The organism is Lysinibacillus sp. NPDC059133 (assembly GCF_042755925.1).
Lineage (GTDB): Bacteria > Bacillota > Bacilli > Bacillales_A > Planococcaceae > Lysinibacillus.
Map to the genome: position 1 here is coordinate 1 of NZ_JBHZDH010000063.1, position 22225 is coordinate 22225.

Sequence of the window (22225 nt, forward strand, 5' to 3'; positions counted from 1 at the left end):
CCTGAGCCAGGATCAAACTCTCCATAAAAAGAAATTTGATTAGCTCAAATTGTTTTGCTGGCATCATGTTTGATGTCCAAAATTTTGTTTCGTTCGCCAACTCAAGGTTAGCTAGTAAAAACTTTATTGATTACGTTTTGCTTGTTCAGTTTTCAAGGTTCATTAATCTTTGTTTTAAGTGTCACCTCTTGGCGACTTACTAATAATATCAAGAATCTAAAACTATGTCAACACTTTCTCAAAAAAAATTAAAAGTCTTTTAAAATCTATTGTTCTTCTTCTAAACCACTTTGTTCAGAAGATTAGTTAGCCTTAAATCAGTATTCATCTCACCGCCTATAGAGGTGGGAGACTTTTTGTAGGTGACGCTTTGCTTTCGCTACAAAAGACATTTGTAACTGCCGTTTCACTTACCATACATAAAACATTTGCTGAAAGAAGTTAAATCATTTCAAAGATATCAATTTTCTCGTACTTAGCTAGAGATTGAAATCTTTGTTGATACTTTAGTTTTATCACCTAAATAATTTATCGATCGAATTAAAAATAAAAAAGGCGAACACCAATGTTAATGGGTTGCCTTTCAACTATTATAAATTTGTTATAATACGTGAAATATAGAAGGTACGATTTTTACCTAAATCAAATATCTCCCCGGTGTGGCTTAATTTGATAAGTGGTCGAGTTGGTGCAAATTTATTTACAAACATCACTTCGCCTTGTTCCAGATTAGATAGTTCAACAATTGTCCCTATAGGAAGGTCAGCAACAATATCTATCAATGCACGAACTACTTTAATATCGAACTTCCCAAACTCAGATTCATGAATCATCTCTATAACTTTAAATGAAGATTGCTTTGTTCTATACACCCGCTCACATGTCATTGCATGGAATACATCTGCAACAGCGATAATTTGAGCGAAAGTAGAAATATTAGCGATTTTTTCCCCTTTCGGATAGCCACTACCGTTTAAACGCTCATGGTGCTGGAAAATAGCCTCTTTCATTGTATCCTTTAAGATTGTTAAATCTTTGACCATATTATAGCTATAAATCGGATGCTTATAAATTTCATCAAACTCCTGCTCTGTTAAGGTTGTTTTTTTATCGCGGATACGCGGATGAACTTTTGCCATTCCACAATCAGCTAATAACCCTCCAATCGCAACTTGAATCGTAATTCCTTTATCATAGCCTAGTTTTTGTGCAATCACTGAAGAAATCAATGCTGTTGCTACACAATGATGGTACAAATAGTCTTTTGGATTTGAATACTCATTTAAATCAAAAATTATTGCACGATCTTCTAAAACCATTTCTAATAATGGCAAAATAATTTTACGTGCTTTCGCAATATCTACCTTTGCACCAGCTTCCCAATTTTTAAATTCCTTTTTAAATTGTTCAACAGAATTATCATAAATTCTTCTAAAAGTCGGTATAGACTCTATTGGAACAACTAAATCTGTTTCCTTTACTTCTGGTTGAGCCTCTACACCTTCTTTATAAACAGGGACTCTTGAAATATTAAAAGCAAAAAAAACTTGTAAATGCTCGTGGGAAATTATTGTGTTTTTAAAAATTATTGGATGTTGTGTATTAGCAAAAATATCTTCGGAAATTACTTTACCAACGCGTAACTCTGAAATCGGGACATGTATAGTTTCCACGCAATTAACTCCTCTTCACTATTTCACTTGCATAAATATAAGGATCAATTATGCCTCGGCATAATTCCGTTGCCACAGGACGTGGCGTTTTTAGACTGAGTTCCTCTTTTTCAGTGGGTGGTTGGACATCCGCTGAAGGAAGTTAAATTTATTTTATCATGGAATTCAAAATAATTACTTATTTTTCATGATTTATGCTAAAAAAAAACCGATGAACAGCAACATTAGCTGTCGTCATCGGCCTTTTTATTATTCCTCTACTTGGTCATTTTCCTCAATCGATTCTTCTTCGTTCAATTCTTCTTCGATTGATTCTTCTTCTTTTTCAACCTTCGCTACAGTTGCAACAAGCTCCTCATCGCCTAAACGAATTAAACGAACTCCCTGTGTACTACGACCAATTAATGAAATATCATTCACATCCATACGGATTAGCATGCCGTTAATTGTGATCAGCATTAAATCTTCCGAGCCATCAACAGTTTTTACAGCTACCATTGGACCGTTTTTATCAGTGATTTGAATTGTTTTTAATCCAACACCGCCACGGCTCTGTAAACGATATTCCTCTTCAGAAGTACGTTTACCGTAACCTTTTGCTGTAACAACTAAAATTTCCTGCCCTGGTTCAATGATTTCCATACCAACTACTTCGTCACCATCACGTAGTTTAATACCTCGTACACCACCTGCAGTACGGCCCATTGAACGAATATCATCCTCTTGGAAACGTACAAGCATGCCATCACGAGTACCGATAATCACTTGTTTCTTGCCATCTGTTAAACGAACAGAAATGAGATCATCATCTTCTCGCAAACTTATAGCTATTAAGCCGTTTGTTCGGATATTAGCAAATTGAGATACTGGTGTACGCTTTGTAATACCTGTTTTAGTAGTGAAGATAAAGTATGCATCTTCATCAAATGAACCTACACGGATCATTGCTGTTACTTTTTCACCTTTATCAATATTGAGTAAGTTAACAATCGGTAATCCTTTCGCTGTACGACCAAATTCCGGGATCTCATAACCTTTTGCTCTAAACACTTTCCCTTTTGAAGTGAAGAATAAAATTGTATCGTGTGTAGATGTATTCATAAGATGCTCTACAAAATCATCTTCATTTGTGCCCATACCTTGTACACCACGACCGCCACGTTTTTGACTGCGATATGTATTCGCAGCTAAACGTTTGACATAACCATTGTGCGTTAAAGTTACAACTGAATTTTCGACTGGGATTAAATCCTCGTCCTCAATCATTTCTAAACCGCCAGAAGTAATTTCAGTACGACGTTTATCGTTAAAGCGTTCTTTTAGTTCTAATATTTCAGTACGAATAATATCAATAATTTTAGCCTCATCCGCTAAAATTGCTTTTAATTCAGCAATTAAAATTTGAAGTTCTTGATATTCTGCTTCAATTTTTTCACGCTCTAATCCACTTAAACGAACTAAACGCATATCTAAAATAGCCTGTGCTTGACGTTCAGATAAATTGAATCGTTCCATTAATTGAGGTTTCGCTTCATCACCACTACGTGAACCACGAATAATAGCAATAATTTCATCGATATGATCAAGGGCAATACGTAAGCCCTCTAAAATATGTGCACGATCTTCCGCTTTTCTTAATTCAAATTCCGTACGACGACGAATAATAACCTTTTGGTGCTCTAAATAATGATACAGCATTTCTTTTAAGCCCATTACTTTAGGTTGACCATTTACTAATGACAGCATATTAATACCGAAGCTCGACTGCATGGCTGTTTGTTTATATAAATTATTTAAAACTACATTAGCATTTGCATCTTTACGAACTTCAATAACTACTCGCATACCACGTCGGTCAGATTCATCACGTAGGTTTGTAATACCATCAATTTTTTTATCGCGTACAAGCTCTGCTATTTTTTCAATAAGCTTAGCTTTATTTACTTGGTATGGTAATTCATGAATAAGAATTGTTTCTCTACCATTTGATTTTTGTTCAATCTCTACCTTTGCGCGAATAATGATGGAGCCACGACCTGTTTCGTAAGCACGGCGAATACCGCTACGACCTAAAATTAATCCACCAGTTGGGAAATCAGGTCCTGGGATGATTTCCATCAATTCTTCTGTTGTGATAGCTGGATTTTCTGAAAGTGCTATCACTGCATCTATCGTCTCCCCAAGTTGATGTGGCGGAATATTTGTCGCCATACCAACCGCAATTCCTGCCGCTCCATTTACTAATAAGTTTGGATAGCGACTAGGAAGGACAATAGGTTCCTTTTCTGAACCATCATAGTTATCTGTATAGTCAATTGTGTCTTTATTAATATCACGAAGCATTTCCATTGCAATACGAGACATACGTGATTCTGTATAACGCATCGCTGCCGCTCCGTCACCATCGACAGATCCAAAGTTACCATGACCATCGACTAGCATGTAACGATAGCTGAAGTCTTGCGCCATACGTACCATTGCATCATAAATGGATGAGTCACCATGTGGGTGGTATTTACCCATTACGTCCCCAACAATACGTGCTGATTTTTTGTACGCTTTATCTGCTGTATTCCCTAGCTCTTGCATACCATATAAAATACGGCGATGTACAGGCTTTAACCCATCTCGTACGTCTGGTAATGCACGAGAAACGATTACACTCATCGCATAATCGAGGAAGGATGTTTCAATTTCTTTTGTTATATTAACTCCTTTAACACCGGAGCGTTCTTGTTCTGACAAAGTGTAGACCTCCTCTCAAGAAAAATTAAATATCTAAATTAGCGTATACAGCATTTTCTTCGATAAATTGACGACGAGGTTCAACTTCATCGCCCATTAAACGCTCAAATGCTTGGTTTGCATTAATTGCATCATCTAATTCTACTTGTAACAATGTGCGGTGCTCAGGATCCATTGTTGTTTCCCAAAGCTGCTCTGCATTCATTTCCCCAAGACCTTTGTATCGTTGTACATTTGGTTTTGGCATTTTCGGTAACCGTTCTAAAATTTCTTGAAGAGTAACATCATCATAGCAATACTCAACATGTTTACCTTGCTTAACTTGATAAAGAGGTGGCTGTGCAATATAAATATAACCTGCCTCTAAGAGAGGTCGAAGGAAACGGAAGAAGAATGTTAAGAGTAATGTGCGGATGTGCGCACCATCAACATCGGCATCTGTCATAATAACGATTTTATGATAACGAGCCTTTTCTAAAGTAAACTCTTCACCAATACCTGTGCCAAATGCTGTAATCATTGCACGGATTTCTGCATTCGATAAAATTTTATCTAAACGTGCTTTTTCAACGTTAAGGATTTTACCACGTAACGGTAAGATTGCTTGGAAGTGTCGGTCACGTCCAGATTTTGCTGACCCACCGGCAGAATCACCCTCAACGATATAAATTTCACATTCAGATGGATTTGTTGATGAACAGTCAGCTAATTTACCTGGCAGACTTGATACTTCAAGTGCATTTTTACGACGTGTAAATTCACGTGCTTTTTTAGCGGCGACACGTGCACGAGCAGCCATTAAACCTTTTTCTACAACTTTACGAGCGACAGTTGGATTTTCTAACATAAATCGTTCAAAACCATCTGAGAATAAGGAGTTAGTAATTTGGCTAACTTCAGAGTTACCAAGCTTTGTTTTTGTTTGTCCTTCAAATTGTGGATCAGGATGCTTAACTGAAACAATAGCTGTTAACCCTTCACGAACATCTTCACCAGTAAGGTTTGCATCTGATTCTTTTAATAGTCCATTTTTTCGTGCGTAATCATTAATAACACGTGTTAGAGCCGTTTTAAAACCAGACTCATGTGTACCGCCTTCATACGTATTAATGTTATTAGCAAATGAAAAAATGTTAGAAGAGAATCCAGCATTATATTGCATAGCAATTTCAACTGAAATACCATCCTTTTCCCCAAGAACATCAATTGGTTCATGGATAGGCTCTTTAGATTGATTCAAATGCTCTACATACGAACGAATACCACCTTCATAATGATACGTAGTAGAACGTTCTTCACCTTCGCGTTCATCAGCAATTGTGATCTTGATACCACGATTCAAATAAGCTAATTCACGAATACGATGTGCTAAAATGTCATATTCATAAACAGTCGTTTCTTTAAATATTTCAGGGTCTGCTTTAAAACGTGTAGTTGTTCCGTTACGATCTGAATCACCGATAACCATTAACTCTTGAACAGTTCTTCCACGTTCAAATTTAATTTCATGAATATGACCCTCACGATGAACTTGAACGATCGTCTCAATTGATAAAGCATTTACAACAGATGCCCCTACACCATGAAGACCGCCAGAAACTTTGTATCCTCCACCGCCGAACTTACCTCCAGCATGGAGCACTGTCATAATAACCTCAACAGCAGGCTTACCCATCTTCTCTTGAATACTTACCGGAATACCTCGACCATTGTCCTCTACACGAATCCAATTGTCTTGTTCTATCGTTACTTTTATATCTGTACAAAAGCCTGCAAGTGCCTCATCGATACTATTATCAACAATTTCCCATACTAAATGGTGAAGCCCTTTAGAGCTTGTTGAACCGATATACATCCCTGGTCTTTTACGTACAGCTTCTAATCCTTCTAATACCTGTATCTGATCAGCTTCATAAGCTTGATTTTGTAAACCTTCGTTCTCTATAGCCACGGCTTTCATCTACTCCTTCATAACATCATTGTGTGTAAATGAATGAACAGTCAACCGAGCTGACTATTACCATTCTTTTGTAATCTAAAAAACTCCCCGGGCTAACTTTCTTCAATCGCTCCTTGTTTCACGTGAAACAGCTGTGCATGTTCCATCGTTTCATGATGAATTCCATCAACACTTGTAGTCGTAACAAAGGTTTGAACTTCACCTTGAATGGTGTTTAATAAATGCGATTGACGATAATCATCGAGTTCCGACAATACATCATCTAAAAGTAGTATGGGTGTTTCATTTGTTTCTTGTTTAATTAACTCGATTTCAGCAAGTTTTAATGAAAGAGCGGTTGTACGTTGTTGTCCTTGTGAACCGTATGTCTGAACATCATAGTCATTTACCAAAAATTGCAAATCATCTCGGTGTGGACCAACTAGTGTTACACCTCGATCAAATTCACGGTCCTTAGCTTCTATTAGCTTTTTATGCAAAAAGCCTTCAATTTCACTAGAAGTATGTTCTTTTTCAATACCAGCTACTGTGCGGTATTTAATAGCTAACGTTTCTTTCCCTTGTGAAATACCTGCGTGAATTGGCTCTGCCCACTCCTGCAATAAATCCATGAATTGAAATCTTTTTCGAATAATTTGGGTAGCTGCGTGAATATATTGTTCATTATAAACTTCGTACATCACGTCATCTGGCATTTTTTTACCTTGATTCATTTTTAAAAAATGGTTACGTTGCTTTAAAATTTTTTGAAAGGTTAATAAATCATGCAAATAAACAGGCGAAATTTGCCCAATCTCCATATCAATAAAACGTCGTCGTAATTGCGGACTCCCCTTTACGACATTTAAATCTTCAGGTGCAAACATAACGACATTCATTTGGCCAATATAATGACTGAGGCGGCTTTGTTCTATATGATTTATCCTACCTTTTTTGCCTTTTTTCGTAATCGTAAGCTCAATCGGTAAAATACCATGCCTTTTTTGAACGGCCCCTTCTATTTTACCATAGTCTGAATCCCAACGTATTAATTCTTTATCGTTCGTCGTTCGATGGGATTTAGCCATTGCCAATACGTAAATAGATTCCATAACATTTGTTTTCCCTTGTGCATTTTCACCAATGAAAACATTAATTTTTGGAGAAAAGTTTAATGCTAAGTCATCATAGTTACGGTAATTTGTAAGTTTTAACTGCTCTATCTGCATAATCTACTGTCCAGTTGTGCCAACGATACGAAATCGACCACATCCAGGAATATTTACAATGTCACCATCACGTAGTTTACGACCGCGGCGGTCATCTATTTCTCCATTTACATAAACATCATTTTCATGTAAAAACCACTTTGCCATGCCACCAGAGCTTATAGCATCGGTTATTTTTAAAAGCTGTCCTAATGTGACAAATTCCACATCAATTTTAATGTCCTTCATAGCTGAGTTCCCCTCCAAATACAGACTGTCTATCTCTCTATCATACCTAAAATTCCGCCATAAGTAAAAAAAGATAGCCGCAGCTAGCGACTATCAGAACGATTTTCAAAGTATTTAGAGCTTGAAATTATGAGTATATTCTCTCCAACAAAAACTGTTTGAATTTTAATAAGTTCGTACAGGTAAAATCAACTGTAAAATTGCATCGTCATGAACAGAACGCAAAATAAACGGTCTCATTGCTCCTGTGAATTGAATGACTACTTCTTGACCATCTATTGCTTTTAGTGCTTCCATCATGTACTTCGCACTGAAAGAAATTTTTAAGTTCTCCCCTTCTAATGACTCAACAGGAATTTCTTCTTGGACCTTACCGATTTCTGGAGAATTAGAAGAAACTTCAACAGATTGATTATCGAAAATCTCAAAACGTACAACATTATTACGGTCACCACGAGCAACAAGAGATGCACGATCAATTGCTTGTAATAACGATTTACCGTTAATCGTTAGATTTGTTTGATATTCTTCTGGGATTAGACGTGTTGTATCTGGGTAATTACCTTCAAGTAAACGAGAGAAGAATAATACTTCTCCAGTTTTAAATAACACTTGCTGGCTTGTAATAACGATTTGCACAAGATTTGTTGAATCCTCTAAAACTTTATTTAGCTCATTTAAACTTTTACCAGGAATTACAACACTATGTTCAACCTCAGGTAAATTTTCCAGTTGAACTTTGCGTCTTGCCAAACGGTGGCTATCTGTTGCAACACAGATTAATGCTTCATTTTTTATCTGCCAGTTTACACCTGTCAACACCGGTCTACTCTCTGAAGTGGCAACAGCAAATACTGTTTCACGGATAATTGACTTTAATAGATCTGCAGGAATAGTAAATTTTTGATCCTCTGTTAATTCGGGTAATAAAGGATATTCAGCAGCATCTGAGCCAATTAAGTGGAATTCAGATTTACCTGAACGAATATGAGTCTGGAAACCAGTTGTTACTTGAATTTCAACCTCATTTGTTGGTAATTTACGTACAATTTCATTAAACATACGAGCTTGTACAACAATAGATCCTGTTTCTGTAATATGAATTATTTGTTGACCATCTTCTTCAACTGGAATAAATGTTTGTATAGTGATATCAGCGTCACTACCTGTTAAACGAATACCCTCAGATGTTACATCGATTTTAATCCCCGTTAAAATTGGAATAGTTGTTTTAGAACTTACGGCTTTCATGACATCATTTAAACCCTCTAATAAACGGTCACGTAAAATATTAAATTTCATTCGTTTTCCCTCACATATTTATATTATTTATTTATATAAAATAAAAAAGATATAGTAATAGGTCCTGTGGATTTGTGGATAAGTGGTTTAAAGTGAATAAAATCAGTCTATCCACATGTAGATAGACTGTGTATAAGTTTGTGTTTAAACGTTGGTGTTGTCCACAGCATTATTTCCCTAGCATGCTTCGAATTTGTTTAATATCTTGTTGAAGCTGAACGTCATTTTTCGACAAAGAAGATATTTTTTCGTGAGCATGGATCACAGTAGTATGGTCACGTCCACCAAATTCTTCGCCAATTTTCGGCAGCGAAAAATCTGTTAATTCGCGAGATAAATACATCGCGACCTGACGTGGAAAGGCAATTAACTTTGTACGTTTTTTCGCGGAAAAATCCTCTAAACGAATGTTAAAGTGCTCTCCTACTGCATTTTGAATGTCTAGTATAGTGACAGTTCTTGGCTTCGAATTAGGAATAATATCCTTTAATGCTTCAGCAGCCAAAGTCGCATTAATATCCTTGTTAACAAGTGATGAATAGGCAACGACGCGAATAAGCGCACCTTCAAGCTCCCGGATATTGGAGTCAATCTGGTTCGCAATATAGAGCATGACTTCATTTGGCACTTCTAGGCCATCAGCCTTTGCTTTTTTTCGAAGAATAGCGATACGAGTTTCCAAATCAGGAGGCGCAATATCTGTAATTAGTCCCCATTCGAATCGAGAACGTAAACGATCTTCCAATGTCGGAATTTCCTTAGGAGGACGGTCACTGGAAATAACAATTTGTTTCGATTCTTCATGCAATGTATTAAAAGTGTGGAAAAATTCTTCTTGAGTTGATTCTTTTCCAGCTAGAAATTGAATATCATCAATTAGCAGTACATCTACATTGCGATATTTATTGCGGAAATCAAGTGCCTTATTATCTCGAATTGAGTTAATAAATTCATTTGTAAATTTTTCAGATGATAAATAGACTACCTTTGCATTTGGATTGTGTTCCAATACATAATGACCAATCGCGTGCATTAAGTGTGTTTTGCCAAGCCCTACTCCCCCATAGATAAAGAACGGGTTATAAGCCTTCGCAGGTGCTTCTGCAACAGCTAGCGAGGCAGCATGTGCAAAGCGGTTACCAGAGCCAATAACAAACGTATCAAAAGTATACTTCGGGTTTAACATACCTGGTGAAATATCATGGTGATCGTCATTTTTTGCTTGGATAATCGGCGCTGGTAAATCGAAATCGTCCGAATCCTGGTTTTTTTGAACAACAAACTTAATAAGCAAGTCTTCGCCTGTAAGCTCCGTTAATATACCTGTAATCAAATGAATATAATGATTTTCAAGCCAGTCTCGAGCAAACGAATTTGGCGCAGCAATTGTCACAGTAGAACCACTACCATTGTAGGAAAGTAGTTTAGTAGACTTTAGCCACGTTTCGAAGCTTGGTTTAGAAATTTTTTGTTCAACTTGAGCCAGGACATTATTCCATAGTTCTTCTAAATGTTCCAAGCTGCTAATCTCCTTTACAGTTCAATACAATTAAAAAAGCGCATTTATAGAAACGGTAAATACGTTCATTTTACAACTAATCCACAAACTCACAAGTTGTGGATAAAAGTTAACCAAAGGCTGTGATAAAAATTATCCACAGCATATTAACAGTTGTGGATAAAATAATAAGTAATTTCAGTTTTCAACAAAGTGAAGCACAGATATCGTATCAGAAAAACAAAGCTATTTCAATAGTTTGCGAAACTTATCCACATACCTTTTATTTATGCACTTCCAAGTTGTCCACAAGGTCTGCTTATGTGAAAAAGGTGTAGATAAGTGTTGTGGATAAAAAATAATGCAAAAATTACTATACACAACTCTGTGTAAAAAAAACAAGTATTCTGTGGATAATTTATTTTATTCAGGAGAAGAGGATCGTAGGTATAGATAGGCATAGATTTGCTTAAATATATAAATTTATAAAAGTCATTGACAAAATAACTAGTTACTTTATATAATATTCAGGTCTGTATGTTGAAAAATTCAACTCATTCAGGAGGTGTCTATATAAATGAAACGTACTTACCAACCAAAGAAACGTAAGCACAGCAAAGTTCACGGTTTCCGCGCACGTATGAGCACGAAAAACGGTCGCAAAGTTCTTGCTGCTCGTCGTCGTAAAGGAAGAAAAGTATTATCAGCATAAAATAAGTCCACTGAGACACATCAGTGGTCTTTTTTTTCTTTATTTTTGGTAAACCTAGAAATGAGGATCAAAGGATAATTATCGAGTAGCAGGTGAAAGTAATGAAAAAACGCCAACGAGTGAAAAAAAATGATGATTTTCAAAAGGTGTTTAAGAAGGGTAAATCTTTCGCTAACCGTCAGTTTGTCGTATATTTTTTAGAAAAAGAGGGGCAAACAGAATTTCGTGTAGGATTATCGGTTAGCAAAAAACTAGGGAATGCAGTAACACGCAACCAGATCAAGCGCTATATTCGACAAAGTATTCATGAATTAAAAGATGAGCTAAAGCAGAATATGGACTATGTTATTATCGCCAGACAACCGGCGGCCACTATGGATTTTTATGAAGTAAAACAAAGTTTGCAGCATGTACTACGAATCGCAAAAGTATTGAAGAAGACGTAATATGGATGGCAACCAAAGTGGTGAAATAGAAGCGTTTCTGCGTGAAAGTGAAGTCGCTGAAAATACGCGTAGGGGTATTTTGAAGATAGAATTTCACTGCGATATGTGAATGATTAGTAACATTACTTAGCAAATATATGTACATTGTTAGAATATTTAGTAGAGTGAAACGTTATTTGCATGATAAAATAACTGATAACTTTATTCAATAGCAGGAAACTGTAAATGTATAAAGAAGAGAACGCATATAGTTTTAGAAAAAGTGAATAGTATTTGTAGGGGGAAGAAGGTTGAAGAAACAACTTTGGGTAATTTTGTCGCTAGCATCAGTAGTATTACTACTATCTGGTTGTACAGAGTTCAAAGAACCAATCTCCAAAGAAAGCACAGGCTTCTGGAATGAATTCATTGTTTGGCCTTTAGTGTCAGCGATTAAATATTTTGCTGATATGCTCGGTTCATATGCATGGGGGATCATTGTTGTAACGATTATTATTCGTTTAGCCGTTCTTCCATTGATGATTAAACAAACAAAGAGCTCTAAAAAAATGCAAGAAATTCAGCCGAAATTGAAGGAATTGCAAAAGAAGTATGCTTCTAAGGATGCGCAGACACAGCAACAGTATCAGCAAGAGATGATGAAGCTTATGAGTGAGTCTGGTGTCAATCCACTTGCTGGATGTTTACCTGTATTCATTCAAATGCCAATTTTAATGGGTTTCTACCATGCGATTAGTCGTATGAATGCTACAGAGGCTTTCGAATTAGGGAATTTCTTTATTTTCCCGTTAGCAGATCCTGCACCGGCATTAGCAATTACTGCTGGTTTAATGCAATTTATCGTTTTACGTACGGGCCCAGCGATGGATAACCCTCAAATGAAAATAATGATGTATATTATGCCATTTATGATTATTGCTTTCGGTATGGCATTACCAGCAGCATTATCACTATACTGGGTAATCGGTAACATTATTTCGATTGCTCAAAACCTGTTTATTTATAAACCTTGGAAAAAAGATAAAACACAACCTGCTCAAAATGGAGGGGCTAAAAAGTGAAACAACTTACGCAAATAGGCGCAACAACACAAGAAGCGATCTCATTGGCGTTACAGAAACTTGGCAAAACCCGTGAACAAGTAGATGTTGAAGTTTTACAAGAAGGTAAAAAAGGATTTTTAGGTTTTGGGGCACGATCTGCAGAAGTTCGTGTAACAGTAAAGGAAGTACAGGTTCGACCAACAAGTGAGACAGAAAAAGCTGAACAGCAAAATACGACTCAATTTGTCGAACCAACAGTAATAGATGATGTTGAAACAATAAGTTCACAAGTTTCTGAACAACAAAGTGATATCGAAGCTGTTCAACAAGTCGTAGAGGAACAAAAAGAGGAAGAAGAAACCTCGGTAAACCCAATTGAAGATGCAAAGAATTATTTAGTCAATATTGCTGAACAATTGGATATTCATGATCTTGAAATTGAAACGACACGTGAAGGGAAATATGTATTATTTCAACTGAAAAGCGAGAAAGCTGCACTGCTTATAGGGAAACGTGGTCAAACATTAAATTCCTTGCAGCAATTAACACACCTTGTGTTAAATAAAAGTGCCAAGCAGTTCTTAATGGTGAAATTAGACGTAGAAAACTACCGTGAGCGTCGTCAAGAAGCATTGGAGTTACTCGCAGATCGTATGGCGGATAAAGCACTTCGCTTAAATCAGCGTGTGACGTTTGAGCCAATGCAGTCGTACGAAAGAAAAGTTATTCATAATCAATTGGCAAATCGCCTTGATATTGAAACATACTCAGAAGGAACGGAGCCTAATCGTTATTTAGTCATTGAACCTGTAAAAAACGACTAAACTTCGTAAAAAACATACAGACAAAGCTAAAGTCATTTTATCGTCATGATAAAATGACTTTTTTATGTTGTTGAAAAACAATTATGTCAGTGAAATTAAGGTGTTCTATTAAAGAAAGTATGGCTCTTCGGCAAAACGAGGGGTTGATTTCCGTTCCGACTGGGCGCTTTGTTGTTGTTGCTGCCGCTTCGCTTACGCACAGATAAAATATTTGTTGCTGTCGCTACGCTTTCGCACAGAGCAAAGCTTCCTGGGGGCGTCCGATGAGCCGCTTGGGCCAACAGATGTTTTTTGCGCGAAAGCGAAGTGCTAACGTAGCGGCAGCAAAAGGGTTTCATTCTGTGCGAAAGCGTAGTGCAACGAAGCGACAGCAACAGCACCGATGTTGGTCACGAAGGCGTTATCACAGGACGTGATGGTTTTAGCCTTCGTTCCCCTATTTGCTCGCTCCAGGGTCTCATCTGTGACGCTAATCCCCAATGAGTCTCCCAGCTTCCACTCCAATCAACCACTTTACATTTGCATATATCTTTTGGCATGACACTAATATATTAAAATGAAACTTCAGCAATGTTTTATCTATGCGAAAGCAAAACGACAGTAATAACAGATGTACAATCACTTCACTGCAATAAGTCTATTTTGTTCGATTATGGTGAATAGCCATAGTGTTCACTCATGAATTGAATAAAATTTATAAAAGTTCTACGCTATCGTTGATTGGAGTGGAAGGCTACTCGACTCCCGTGGGAAAGCGAGTAGCCTGGAACGGAAATCACCCTCATTTAAAGCGCCACAACATTTACAAAGATTCCATCGACCATTTTGATTTTTTATCTGTTAAAGCAACTAACTATAAGAGTTTTAATTGTGGACAACCAAGGGCATAGTTTTCGTTTAGGCTAAAGAATTATATTTTATAACGATCGCAATTTTTGTCGAAATACGTGCTATAATGTAGAGCTTTCTGATTATCCACAATTGGAAATTATCCTTACTTTAGATTTTGCAGAAAATATGTTAGTCTAAGGTGTTAGTAAGTATTGGTCGGTTTTTATTTATCCACATGTGGATAACGTTAAGGAGGTCATTAAATGGAGTTCGATACAATTGCTGCGATATCCACACCTATGGGTGAAGGAGCTATTGCTATTGTTCGCTTAAGTGGGGACGAAGCAGTCGCAATTGCAGATAAAATATTCAGATCGCCTGGTGGAAAAAGTTTAACAACGAAGGCTTCACATACAATTCATTATGGCCATTTGGTCGATCCAAAAACAAATGAGATTGTAGAGGAAGTAATGCTGTCATTAATGCGCGGACCTAAAACATTCACTCGTGAGGATGTAATAGAAATAAACTGTCACGGGGGACTTGTTTCGGTGAACCGTGTATTAAAGCTAGTATTAACAAATGGGGCAAGACTCGCAGAGCCAGGTGAATTTACAAAACGCGCGTTTTTAAATGGACGTATCGATTTATCACAAGCTGAAGCAGTCATGGATTTAATAAGAGCGAAAACAGATAGAGCGATGAATGTAGCGTTAGGACAAATGGATGGCAAATTATCGCGTTTAATTGGTGACTTACGCCAAGCGTTACTAGAGACATTAGCGCAAGTTGAGGTTAATATAGATTATCCGGAGTATGATGATGTAGAAGAGATGACAGTACCAGTATTAGTAGAGAAATGTACATGGGTACGGAATGAAATTATAAAACTTTTGCAAACATCTTCTCAGGGGAAAATATTACGAGAGGGTCTATCAACTGTTATTTTAGGTCGCCCAAACGTTGGGAAATCTTCTCTTTTAAATAGTTTAGTACAGGAGAATAAGGCTATTGTGACAGATATTGCAGGGACAACTCGTGATATTATAGAAGAGTACGTGAATGTACGTGGTGTTCCGCTTCGTTTAGTCGATACAGCTGGTATTCGAGAGACAGAGGATATCGTTGAACGAATTGGGGTTGAACGTTCTCGTGAGGCGTTGCGTAGCGCGGATTTAATTTTATTTGTGTTAAACTACGCAGAGGAATTGACTGCCGAGGATGAGCGTCTATTCGAAACCATTAAAGCGATGGATTACATCGTTATTGTTAATAAAACAGATCTACCGCAAAAAGTTGATTTAGCACATGTCAAAGAGCTAGCAGGTAATCGTCGCGTTGTGACAACTTCTCTTTTACAAGAAGAGGGTATTGCAGAGCTAGAGGAAGCGATTGCCGCGTTATTCTTTGAAGGGCAAATTGAAGCGGGCGATTTAACATATGTTTCAAATGCAAGACATATTGCATTACTTCATCAAGCACAAGCAACGGTCGAGGATGCATTAGCTGCAGCACAAACTGGTGTACCTGTTGATATGGTGCAAATAGATGTAACAAGAACATGGGAATTACTTGGTGAAATTATAGGTGACACAGTACAGGAAAGCCTAATCAATCAGTTATTTTCACAGTTCTGCTTAGGAAAATAATTTTACTAAAGAAAGGAAGATACGAGCTATGCCAACAAAATATGAGGCAGGCACGTTTGATGTTATCGTAATTGGCGCAGGTCACGCAGGTTCTGAAGCTGCATACGCCGCAGCCAAAATGGGTGCTAACACACTGATGTTAACAATCAATTTAGATATGATTGCATTTATGCCATGCAATCCTTCCATTGGTGGTCCTGCCAAAGGAATCGTAGTACGAGAAATTGACGCATTAGGTGGCGTCATGGGGAAAGTTATTGATAAAACGCATATTCAAATGCGTATGTTAAATACAGGGAAAGGTCCTGCTGTGCGTGCATTACGTGCGCAAGCGGACAAAGTTTTATACCAACAAGAAATGAAAAGCGTGTTGGAGGAAACTGAAAACTTAACAATGCACCAAGGTATGGTGGAAGAGCTAATTATCGAAGACGGGGAAGTAAAAGGTGTTATTACACAAATCGGTGCTATTTACCGCGCTAAAACAGTGGTTATTACAACAGGTACATTCCTTCGCGGTGAAATCATTATTGGAGACATAAAGTATTCAAGTGGTCCTAATAACCAACAACCGTCCATTCGTTTAGCAGATAACTTAAAAGAGATTGGCTTTGACCTTGTGCGTTTTAAAACAGGTACACCACCACGAGTGAATAGCCGTACCATTGATTATGATAAAACAGAGATTCAACCAGGGGATGATGTTCCACGTGCATTCAGCTTTGAAACAACTGAATTCATCATGGATCAGTTGCCTTGCTGGCTGACTTATACAAGCCTAGAAACACATGAAATTATCGAGGCAAATCTACACCTTTCACCGATGTACTCAGGGATGATTAAAGGTACTGGTCCACGTTATTGCCCTTCTATTGAAGACAAAGTTGTGCGATTTAACGATAAACCGCGCCACCAAATTTTCTTAGAGCCAGAAGGTCGCAATACACGTGAAGTGTATGTACAAGGTTTATCCACTAGCTTACCAGAGCATGTACAAACACGTTTACTAAAATCAATTCCAGGCTTAGAAAAAGCAGAAATGATGCGAGCTGGCTATGCTATTGAGTACGATGCAATCGTGCCAACACAATTATGGCCAACTTTAGAAACAAAACGTATTAAAGGCTTATATACTGCTGGTCAAATCAATGGTACATCAGGTTACGAGGAAGCGGCAGCTCAAGGCTTAATGGCTGGGCTGAATGCTGCTGCTAATGTGCTTGGAAAAGAAGAATTAATCTTAGGTCGTTCAGATGCTTATATTGGCGTATTAATTGATGATCTAGTAACAAAGGGAACAAATGAACCGTATCGCTTACTAACATCTCGCGCAGAGTATCGTTTACTACTCCGTCATGATAACGCTGATTTACGTTTGGTAGAACTAGGTTATAATATGGGAATGATTACTGAGGAAAGATATGCAACATTCAATGAGAAAAAAGAGCTGATTGATAACGAAATTGCACGTCTTCGTGAAGTTATTATTAAACCAAATGAAACAACACAAGCTGTTATCCGTTCTGTGGGTGGCAGTGAACTAAAAGATGGTATTCGTGGAGCGGATTTATTAAAACGTACAGAAATGCATTATGGTTTAATTTCTTCGTTAATTCCAGCAGACATAGAGTTTTCGGATGAAGTGAAGGAACAAATTGAAATTCAGCTTAAATATGAAGGCTATATTGAAAAAGCATTGCAACAAGTTGAAAAGCTTCATAAAATGGAGAATAAAAAAATCCCTGAAAATATTGATTATGATGCTATTTCGGGTCTAGCAACAGAAGCTCGACAAAAATTAAAACAAGTTACACCACTTTCCATTGCCCAAGCATCGCGAATCTCAGGTGTAAACCCAGCAGATATTTCAATATTACTTGTTTATATTGAGCAAGGTAAAATCGCACGCGTCAGCGGCGAATAATTAAGAACAGTAAAGTGAATATGAGGCGGGCATACCTTTGTGCCCGCTTCCTATTTTTAAGGCTATGCTATTTTTATATAGTTGATTTGGGGATGTGAACGTGCTTACAAATCAATAATAGGGATAGTAAGGCCATTTAGAAAAAGGAGACTTTACATGAACGAACAACAATTTATCGAGGCTTTAAAGAAAAAGGGCATCGAACTTTCTGAAAAACAGATTGCACAATTCAAAAAATACTTTGAATTACTTGTTGAGTGGAATGAAAAGATGAACTTAACAGCTATTACCGATTTAGAAGGTGTTTATTTAAAGCATTTTTATGATTCGATTAGTGCCTCTTTCTATTTTGATTTTTCAAAAGTAACGACAGTTTGTGATGTTGGAGCAGGTGCTGGTTTCCCAAGTATTCCAATTAAAATCTGTTTCCCACATTTACATGTAACAATTGTCGATTCTTTAAATAAAAGAATTACATTTTTAAATCATTTAAGTGATGAGTTACAATTAGAGAATATGAATTTTGTACATGCGCGTGCAGAGGAATTTGCTCAAAATGCGAAGTATCGTGAACAGTTTGATGTTGTAACAGCTCGTGCAGTAGCCCGATTATCGGTCTTATCAGAGTTATGTGTACCACTAGCAAAACAAGGTGGCTATTTTGTTGCTTTAAAAGCAGCAGCTGGTGCGGAGGAATTAAAAGATGCAAAAAAAGCATTGACTACATTAGGTGTTGCACTAAAAGAAGAATTTTCTTTCCAGCTACCTGTTGAAGAAAGTGACCGCATGTTATATATCTTTGATAAAATAAAAGGAACACCGAAAAAATATCCGCGTAAACCAGGTGTACCAAATAAAACACCGATTCAATAATTAGTGTTTCATGTGAAACTTCTCAAAGTAGAAAATATTTTTTCTATTTTGAGCATACATACTAGTTATGGGTGGTTCACGCAAATGACATCTATGAACTATATACATTTTAAGAAATATAATAAATAATAATAGAATAAAACAGAGCAAGATAGTTACTTAAAGGTGGTGCCACTTGGATGAAAAGTCCTTTTTCACGTTTTTTTGGAGGCGGGAATAAAACTGAGCCTATTGTGAAAAATGAAGTAGAACAAGCAGAGGCGGTTCATGCAGCAGAAGAGGTTTTAAAGCTGCCTATTGATCAAATTGTGCCTAACCGTTTTCAGCCACGTACTATTTTTGATGATGAAAAAATTGAAGAATTATCAAGAACCATTCATACGCATGGTGTGATTCAGCCAATCGTTGTACGTAAAACAACAGAAAATCAATATGAAATCATTGCTGGTGAGCGTCGTTATCGAGCAATGAAAAAGCTACAATGGACAGAAGTTCCGGCAATTATAAGAAATTTAACTGATAAGGAAACTGCCTCTATCGCGTTAATTGAGAACCTACAGCGTGAGGAATTAACATCAATTGAAGAAGCTGTTGCCTATCAAAAATTATTAGAGCTTCATGAGCTGACACAAGAAGCTTTAGCCCAACGACTTGGAAAAGGACAATCCACGGTAGCTAATAAATTACGTTTATTAAAGCTGCCTGAAGAAGTGCAGCAAGCTATTTTGAAGCGTGAAATCTCTGAACGACATGCACGAGCATTAATTGCAATTAAAGATCAGCCATTACAGCTAGAAGTTTTACAACAAACGATTGAAAATGATTGGAACGTTCGTCAGTTAGAAGAGCAGATTTATTCTTTATTACATCCAGAGGCAGAAGTTCAAGAAGAAGCGGAACCGAAGAAAGTAAAGCCGAAACGTAAGGCCATTAGTAAAGACGTACGTATTGCTTTAAATACGATTAAACAATCGTTATCTATGGTAACAAAGAGCGGTATAACAGTTAAGACTGAAGAAGAAGATACAGAGGAATATTATCAAATTACAGTGAAAATACCTAAAAAGAAAAAGTCTTGAGTCGTGATTGAAGTTTTATTTGAAAAATAAAGAAAGACTTTTATGACATCTTCAAAATTGGGGATGTCATCTGTATAACATATATCATGTATATAAGTTGATTGGAGTGGTGGTTGGACGCCCCAGCAGGAACGGAAATCAACCCCACGTTATGATGATCAGTGGATTTTATATCTCTGTACGGAGGAGACATCTCAGTAATATTTCTGAGATGTCTCCTTTTTTTGCATATATTCTTAATATTTTATACAACTCTGTTCTGTTTTTTTGATAGAATGTAAGTAAGATAGAGGTATTTAACTTCTTTCAGCAAGTATTTTTTGTACCGAAAGCGTAGCGACAGGTACAGAAGTCTCTCACCTCTATAAGTGGTAATATGAATGCGGGTTTAAGTTACTTTTCAGCGGGTGTCCAAACATCCGCTGAAAGAAGTTAAAGCCTCCGGCGGATGTCACGGATTCGGAAAGGAGTACTTTGTGCAAGCACAAAGCCGAATCCGGACACAATTATGCCGAGGCATAATTGATCAGTGATTTTACAAATGATTTATCAAAGTGAACTTTGATAGATGAAAGCAGGTGCTTTTAAATGGGTAGAATTATAGCAATCGCCAATCAAAAGGGTGGCGTAGGAAAAACAACGACATCGGTCAATTTGAGCGCTTGTCTAGCATATTTAGGAAAGAAAGTGCTCTTAATCGATACTGACCCACAAGGAAATACAACAAGTGGACTTGGTGTTAATAAGGGAGAACTTCATGGCTGTATTTATGATGTGTTAATTGATGATGAAAAAGTTGAAAACGTCATTCAACAAACAAACGTCGAAAACTTATCAATCATTCCAGCGACCATTTCATTAGCAGGGGCAGAAATTGAATTGGTTTCGACCATTTCCAGAGAAGTACGTTTAAAGCATGCACTTCAAGATGTAAAAGAAGACTATGATTATATTATTATTGATTGCCCGCCTTCGTTAGGGTTACTAACAATTAATGCTTTAACGGCTTCGGATGCACTCATTATTCCTGTACAATGCGAATATTACGCATTAGAGGGATTAAGCCAGTTGCTATCAACTGTCCGTTTAGTGCAAAAACATTTAAATCAGCAATTATACATTGATGGTGTATTATTGACGATGCTTGATGCACGAACAAACTTAGGCTTACAAGTTATTGATGAAGTAAAAAAATATTTCCAAGAAAAAGTATACAAAACAATTATTCCTCGTAATGTGCGATTAAGTGAGGCGCCAAGTCATGGGCAGCCCATTATCACTTATGACGCAAAATCAAGAGGTGCAGAAGTGTATTTAGAGATGGCGAGGGAAGTGATTAAAAATGGCTAAAGGTTTAGGAAGAGGCATAAGTGCATTATTTCCTGGGGAGTCTTTAGAACAAAGTGGGCAAGTGGAAGAAATACAATTAGACCTTATCGTCGCAAATCCATTTCAGCCTCGTAAAATTTTCGATGAAGAAACTTTACAAGAATTAGCTGACTCTATACAGGAACATGGTATTTTACAGCCAATTGCTGTACGTAAAAAGGGACGTAAATATGAAATCGTAGCTGGAGAACGACGTTATAGAGCAACTCAATTAGCAGGGTTAGTGGTTATTCCAGCTATTATAAAAGAGCTATCAGATACGCAAATGATGGAACTAGCTATTTTAGAAAATCTACAGCGTGAAGATCTGACAGTTATTGAAGAGGCTGAGGCATACCAAAGCTTAATGGAAAACTTACATTTAACACAAGAGGAGCTATCCAAACGATTAGGGAAGAGTAGACCACATATTGCCAATCATGTTCGTTTACTGGCATTACCAGAGGATGTTCGTGAGTTTATGAACGATGGAACATTATCGATGGGACAAGGACGAGCGTTACTTGGATTAAAGAATAAAAGAAGAATATCAGAAGTGGCAAATAAGGTCATTAAACAAGGTTTAAATGTGCGACAAGTTGAAATGTTAGTACACAACTTAAATGAAGAAGTTTCACGTGAAACAACTCAACCAAAGAAAAAGGATATATTTGTTGCAGCTAAGGAATCACAGTTACGTGATTACTTTGGAACAAATGTACAAATTAGAAAAGCTAATAATAAAGGGAAAATTGAAATTGAATTTTACTCTGAAGATGATTTAGAACGCATTTTAGAAATACTAAATTTACAGGAAGAGTAAGAGAAATATCGATAACGTAATCAGAGCGCCGAACTACAA

General features: G+C 37.0%; 17 protein-coding genes. 10 read left to right on the plus strand and 7 right to left on the minus strand.

All coding sequences use genetic code 11. The features are described from left to right. Nucleotides 1-590: 590 nt before the first annotated feature. From ACFXN8_RS22950 to dnaA, 7 genes are all read right to left on the minus strand, one after another. Entirely contained in the window at nt 591-1673 is a 1083-nt protein-coding gene (locus ACFXN8_RS22950; protein ID WP_386847805.1) for an HD-GYP domain-containing protein, read from the minus strand. A gap of 249 nt (nt 1674-1922) precedes the next feature. Beyond that, the gene (gene gyrA / locus ACFXN8_RS22955) at nt 1923-4418 is read right to left on the minus strand and encodes a DNA gyrase subunit A (RefSeq protein WP_386847807.1); all 2496 of its coding nucleotides are present in this window, start codon (nt 4416-4418) and stop codon (nt 1923-1925) included. 25 nt (nt 4419-4443) lie between these two features. Next, a complete protein-coding gene (gyrB, locus tag ACFXN8_RS22960) occupies nt 4444-6378 on the minus strand; it encodes a DNA topoisomerase (ATP-hydrolyzing) subunit B (RefSeq protein ID WP_376076057.1) in 1935 nt (644 codons plus the stop codon). A gap of 92 nt (nt 6379-6470) precedes the next feature. After that, entirely contained in the window at nt 6471-7586 is a 1116-nt protein-coding gene (gene recF / locus ACFXN8_RS22965) for a DNA replication/repair protein RecF (protein WP_376076058.1), read from the minus strand. Between the two features lie 3 nt (nt 7587-7589). After that, nucleotides 7590-7814: a S4 domain-containing protein YaaA gene (gene yaaA / locus ACFXN8_RS22970; protein WP_376076060.1), complete on the minus strand. Its 225-nt coding sequence runs from the start codon at nt 7812-7814 to the stop codon at nt 7590-7592. Nucleotides 7815-7979: 165 nt separating this feature from the next. Next, complete coding sequence (gene dnaN, locus ACFXN8_RS22975; RefSeq protein ID WP_376076062.1) at nt 7980-9116, minus strand: DNA polymerase III subunit beta; 1137 nt, start codon at nt 9114-9116, stop codon at nt 7980-7982. A 169-nt stretch (nt 9117-9285) separates the two neighbouring features. Next, nucleotides 9286-10635: a chromosomal replication initiator protein DnaA gene (gene dnaA / locus ACFXN8_RS22980; RefSeq protein WP_376076063.1), complete on the minus strand. Its 1350-nt coding sequence runs from the start codon at nt 10633-10635 to the stop codon at nt 9286-9288. Nucleotides 10636-11191: 556 nt separating this feature from the next. Here dnaA and rpmH point away from each other — a divergent pair. The 10 genes from rpmH to ACFXN8_RS23030 all read left to right on the plus strand — a co-directional run bounded on the left by rpmH (nt 11192) and on the right by ACFXN8_RS23030 (nt 22186). Continuing rightward, nucleotides 11192-11326 carry a 50S ribosomal protein L34 gene (rpmH, locus tag ACFXN8_RS22985; protein WP_004233310.1) on the plus strand — a complete coding sequence of 45 codons (135 nt, stop codon included), beginning with the start codon at nt 11192-11194 and terminating at the stop codon, nt 11324-11326. A gap of 101 nt (nt 11327-11427) precedes the next feature. Next, on the plus strand, nt 11428-11772 hold the full coding sequence (rnpA, locus tag ACFXN8_RS22990) for a ribonuclease P protein component (RefSeq protein WP_376076066.1): 345 nt from the start codon (nt 11428-11430) through the stop codon (nt 11770-11772). Between the two features lie 290 nt (nt 11773-12062). Next, nucleotides 12063-12833 (plus strand): membrane protein insertase YidC, encoded by a 771-nt coding sequence (gene yidC / locus ACFXN8_RS22995; RefSeq protein ID WP_376076069.1) that lies wholly within the window; start codon nt 12063-12065, stop codon nt 12831-12833. Beyond that, nucleotides 12830-13639, plus strand: coding sequence for an RNA-binding cell elongation regulator Jag/EloR (gene jag, locus ACFXN8_RS23000; RefSeq protein ID WP_376076071.1), 810 nt, complete (start codon nt 12830-12832; stop codon nt 13637-13639). The genes yidC and jag overlap by 4 nt, the downstream gene beginning before the upstream one ends. 1094 nt (nt 13640-14733) lie before the next feature. After that, nucleotides 14734-16119 carry a tRNA uridine-5-carboxymethylaminomethyl(34) synthesis GTPase MnmE gene (gene mnmE, locus ACFXN8_RS23005; protein WP_386847811.1) on the plus strand — a complete coding sequence of 462 codons (1386 nt, stop codon included), beginning with the start codon at nt 14734-14736 and terminating at the stop codon, nt 16117-16119. A 28-nt stretch (nt 16120-16147) separates the two neighbouring features. Beyond that, on the plus strand, nt 16148-18043 hold the full coding sequence (gene mnmG / locus ACFXN8_RS23010) for a tRNA uridine-5-carboxymethylaminomethyl(34) synthesis enzyme MnmG (RefSeq protein ID WP_386847812.1): 1896 nt from the start codon (nt 16148-16150) through the stop codon (nt 18041-18043). 156 nt (nt 18044-18199) lie between these two features. Then, nucleotides 18200-18916 carry a 16S rRNA (guanine(527)-N(7))-methyltransferase RsmG gene (gene rsmG / locus ACFXN8_RS23015; RefSeq protein WP_197142957.1) on the plus strand — a complete coding sequence of 239 codons (717 nt, stop codon included), beginning with the start codon at nt 18200-18202 and terminating at the stop codon, nt 18914-18916. Nucleotides 18917-19095: 179 nt separating this feature from the next. Further along, nucleotides 19096-19995 (plus strand): nucleoid occlusion protein, encoded by a 900-nt coding sequence (noc, locus tag ACFXN8_RS23020; RefSeq protein WP_386847813.1) that lies wholly within the window; start codon nt 19096-19098, stop codon nt 19993-19995. 588 nt (nt 19996-20583) lie between these two features. Further along, the gene (locus ACFXN8_RS23025) at nt 20584-21345 is read left to right on the plus strand and encodes a ParA family protein (RefSeq protein ID WP_386847815.1); all 762 of its coding nucleotides are present in this window, start codon (nt 20584-20586) and stop codon (nt 21343-21345) included. Then, nucleotides 21338-22186 carry a ParB/RepB/Spo0J family partition protein gene (locus ACFXN8_RS23030; RefSeq protein ID WP_386847817.1) on the plus strand — a complete coding sequence of 283 codons (849 nt, stop codon included), beginning with the start codon at nt 21338-21340 and terminating at the stop codon, nt 22184-22186. Before ACFXN8_RS23025 ends, ACFXN8_RS23030 begins: the two co-directional genes overlap by 8 nt. Nucleotides 22187-22225: the final 39 nt, after the last annotated feature.

Excerpts from the sequence above, each read along its gene's own strand:
- mnmG (WP_386847812.1), top strand. The coding sequence starts at position 16,148 with ATGCCAACAAAATATGAGGCAGGCACGTTTGATGTTATCGTAATTGGC.
- gyrB (WP_376076057.1), bottom strand. The coding sequence starts at position 6,378 with ATGAAAGCCGTGGCTATAGAGAACGAAGGTTTACAAAATCAAGCTTAT.
- mnmE (WP_386847811.1), top strand. The coding sequence starts at position 14,734 with ATGGAGTTCGATACAATTGCTGCGATATCCACACCTATGGGTGAAGGA.
- ACFXN8_RS23025 (WP_386847815.1), top strand. The coding sequence starts at position 20,584 with ATGGGTAGAATTATAGCAATCGCCAATCAAAAGGGTGGCGTAGGAAAA.
- ACFXN8_RS23030 (WP_386847817.1), top strand. The coding sequence starts at position 21,338 with ATGGCTAAAGGTTTAGGAAGAGGCATAAGTGCATTATTTCCTGGGGAG.
- noc (WP_386847813.1), top strand. The coding sequence starts at position 19,096 with ATGAAAAGTCCTTTTTCACGTTTTTTTGGAGGCGGGAATAAAACTGAG.
- recF (WP_376076058.1), bottom strand. The coding sequence starts at position 7,586 with ATGCAGATAGAGCAGTTAAAACTTACAAATTACCGTAACTATGATGAC.
- dnaN (WP_376076062.1), bottom strand. The coding sequence starts at position 9,116 with ATGAAATTTAATATTTTACGTGACCGTTTATTAGAGGGTTTAAATGAT.
- rsmG (WP_197142957.1), top strand. The coding sequence starts at position 18,200 with ATGAACGAACAACAATTTATCGAGGCTTTAAAGAAAAAGGGCATCGAA.
- rnpA (WP_376076066.1), top strand. The coding sequence starts at position 11,428 with ATGAAAAAACGCCAACGAGTGAAAAAAAATGATGATTTTCAAAAGGTG.
- rpmH (WP_004233310.1), top strand. The coding sequence starts at position 11,192 with ATGAAACGTACTTACCAACCAAAGAAACGTAAGCACAGCAAAGTTCAC.
- yaaA (WP_376076060.1), bottom strand. The coding sequence starts at position 7,814 with ATGAAGGACATTAAAATTGATGTGGAATTTGTCACATTAGGACAGCTT.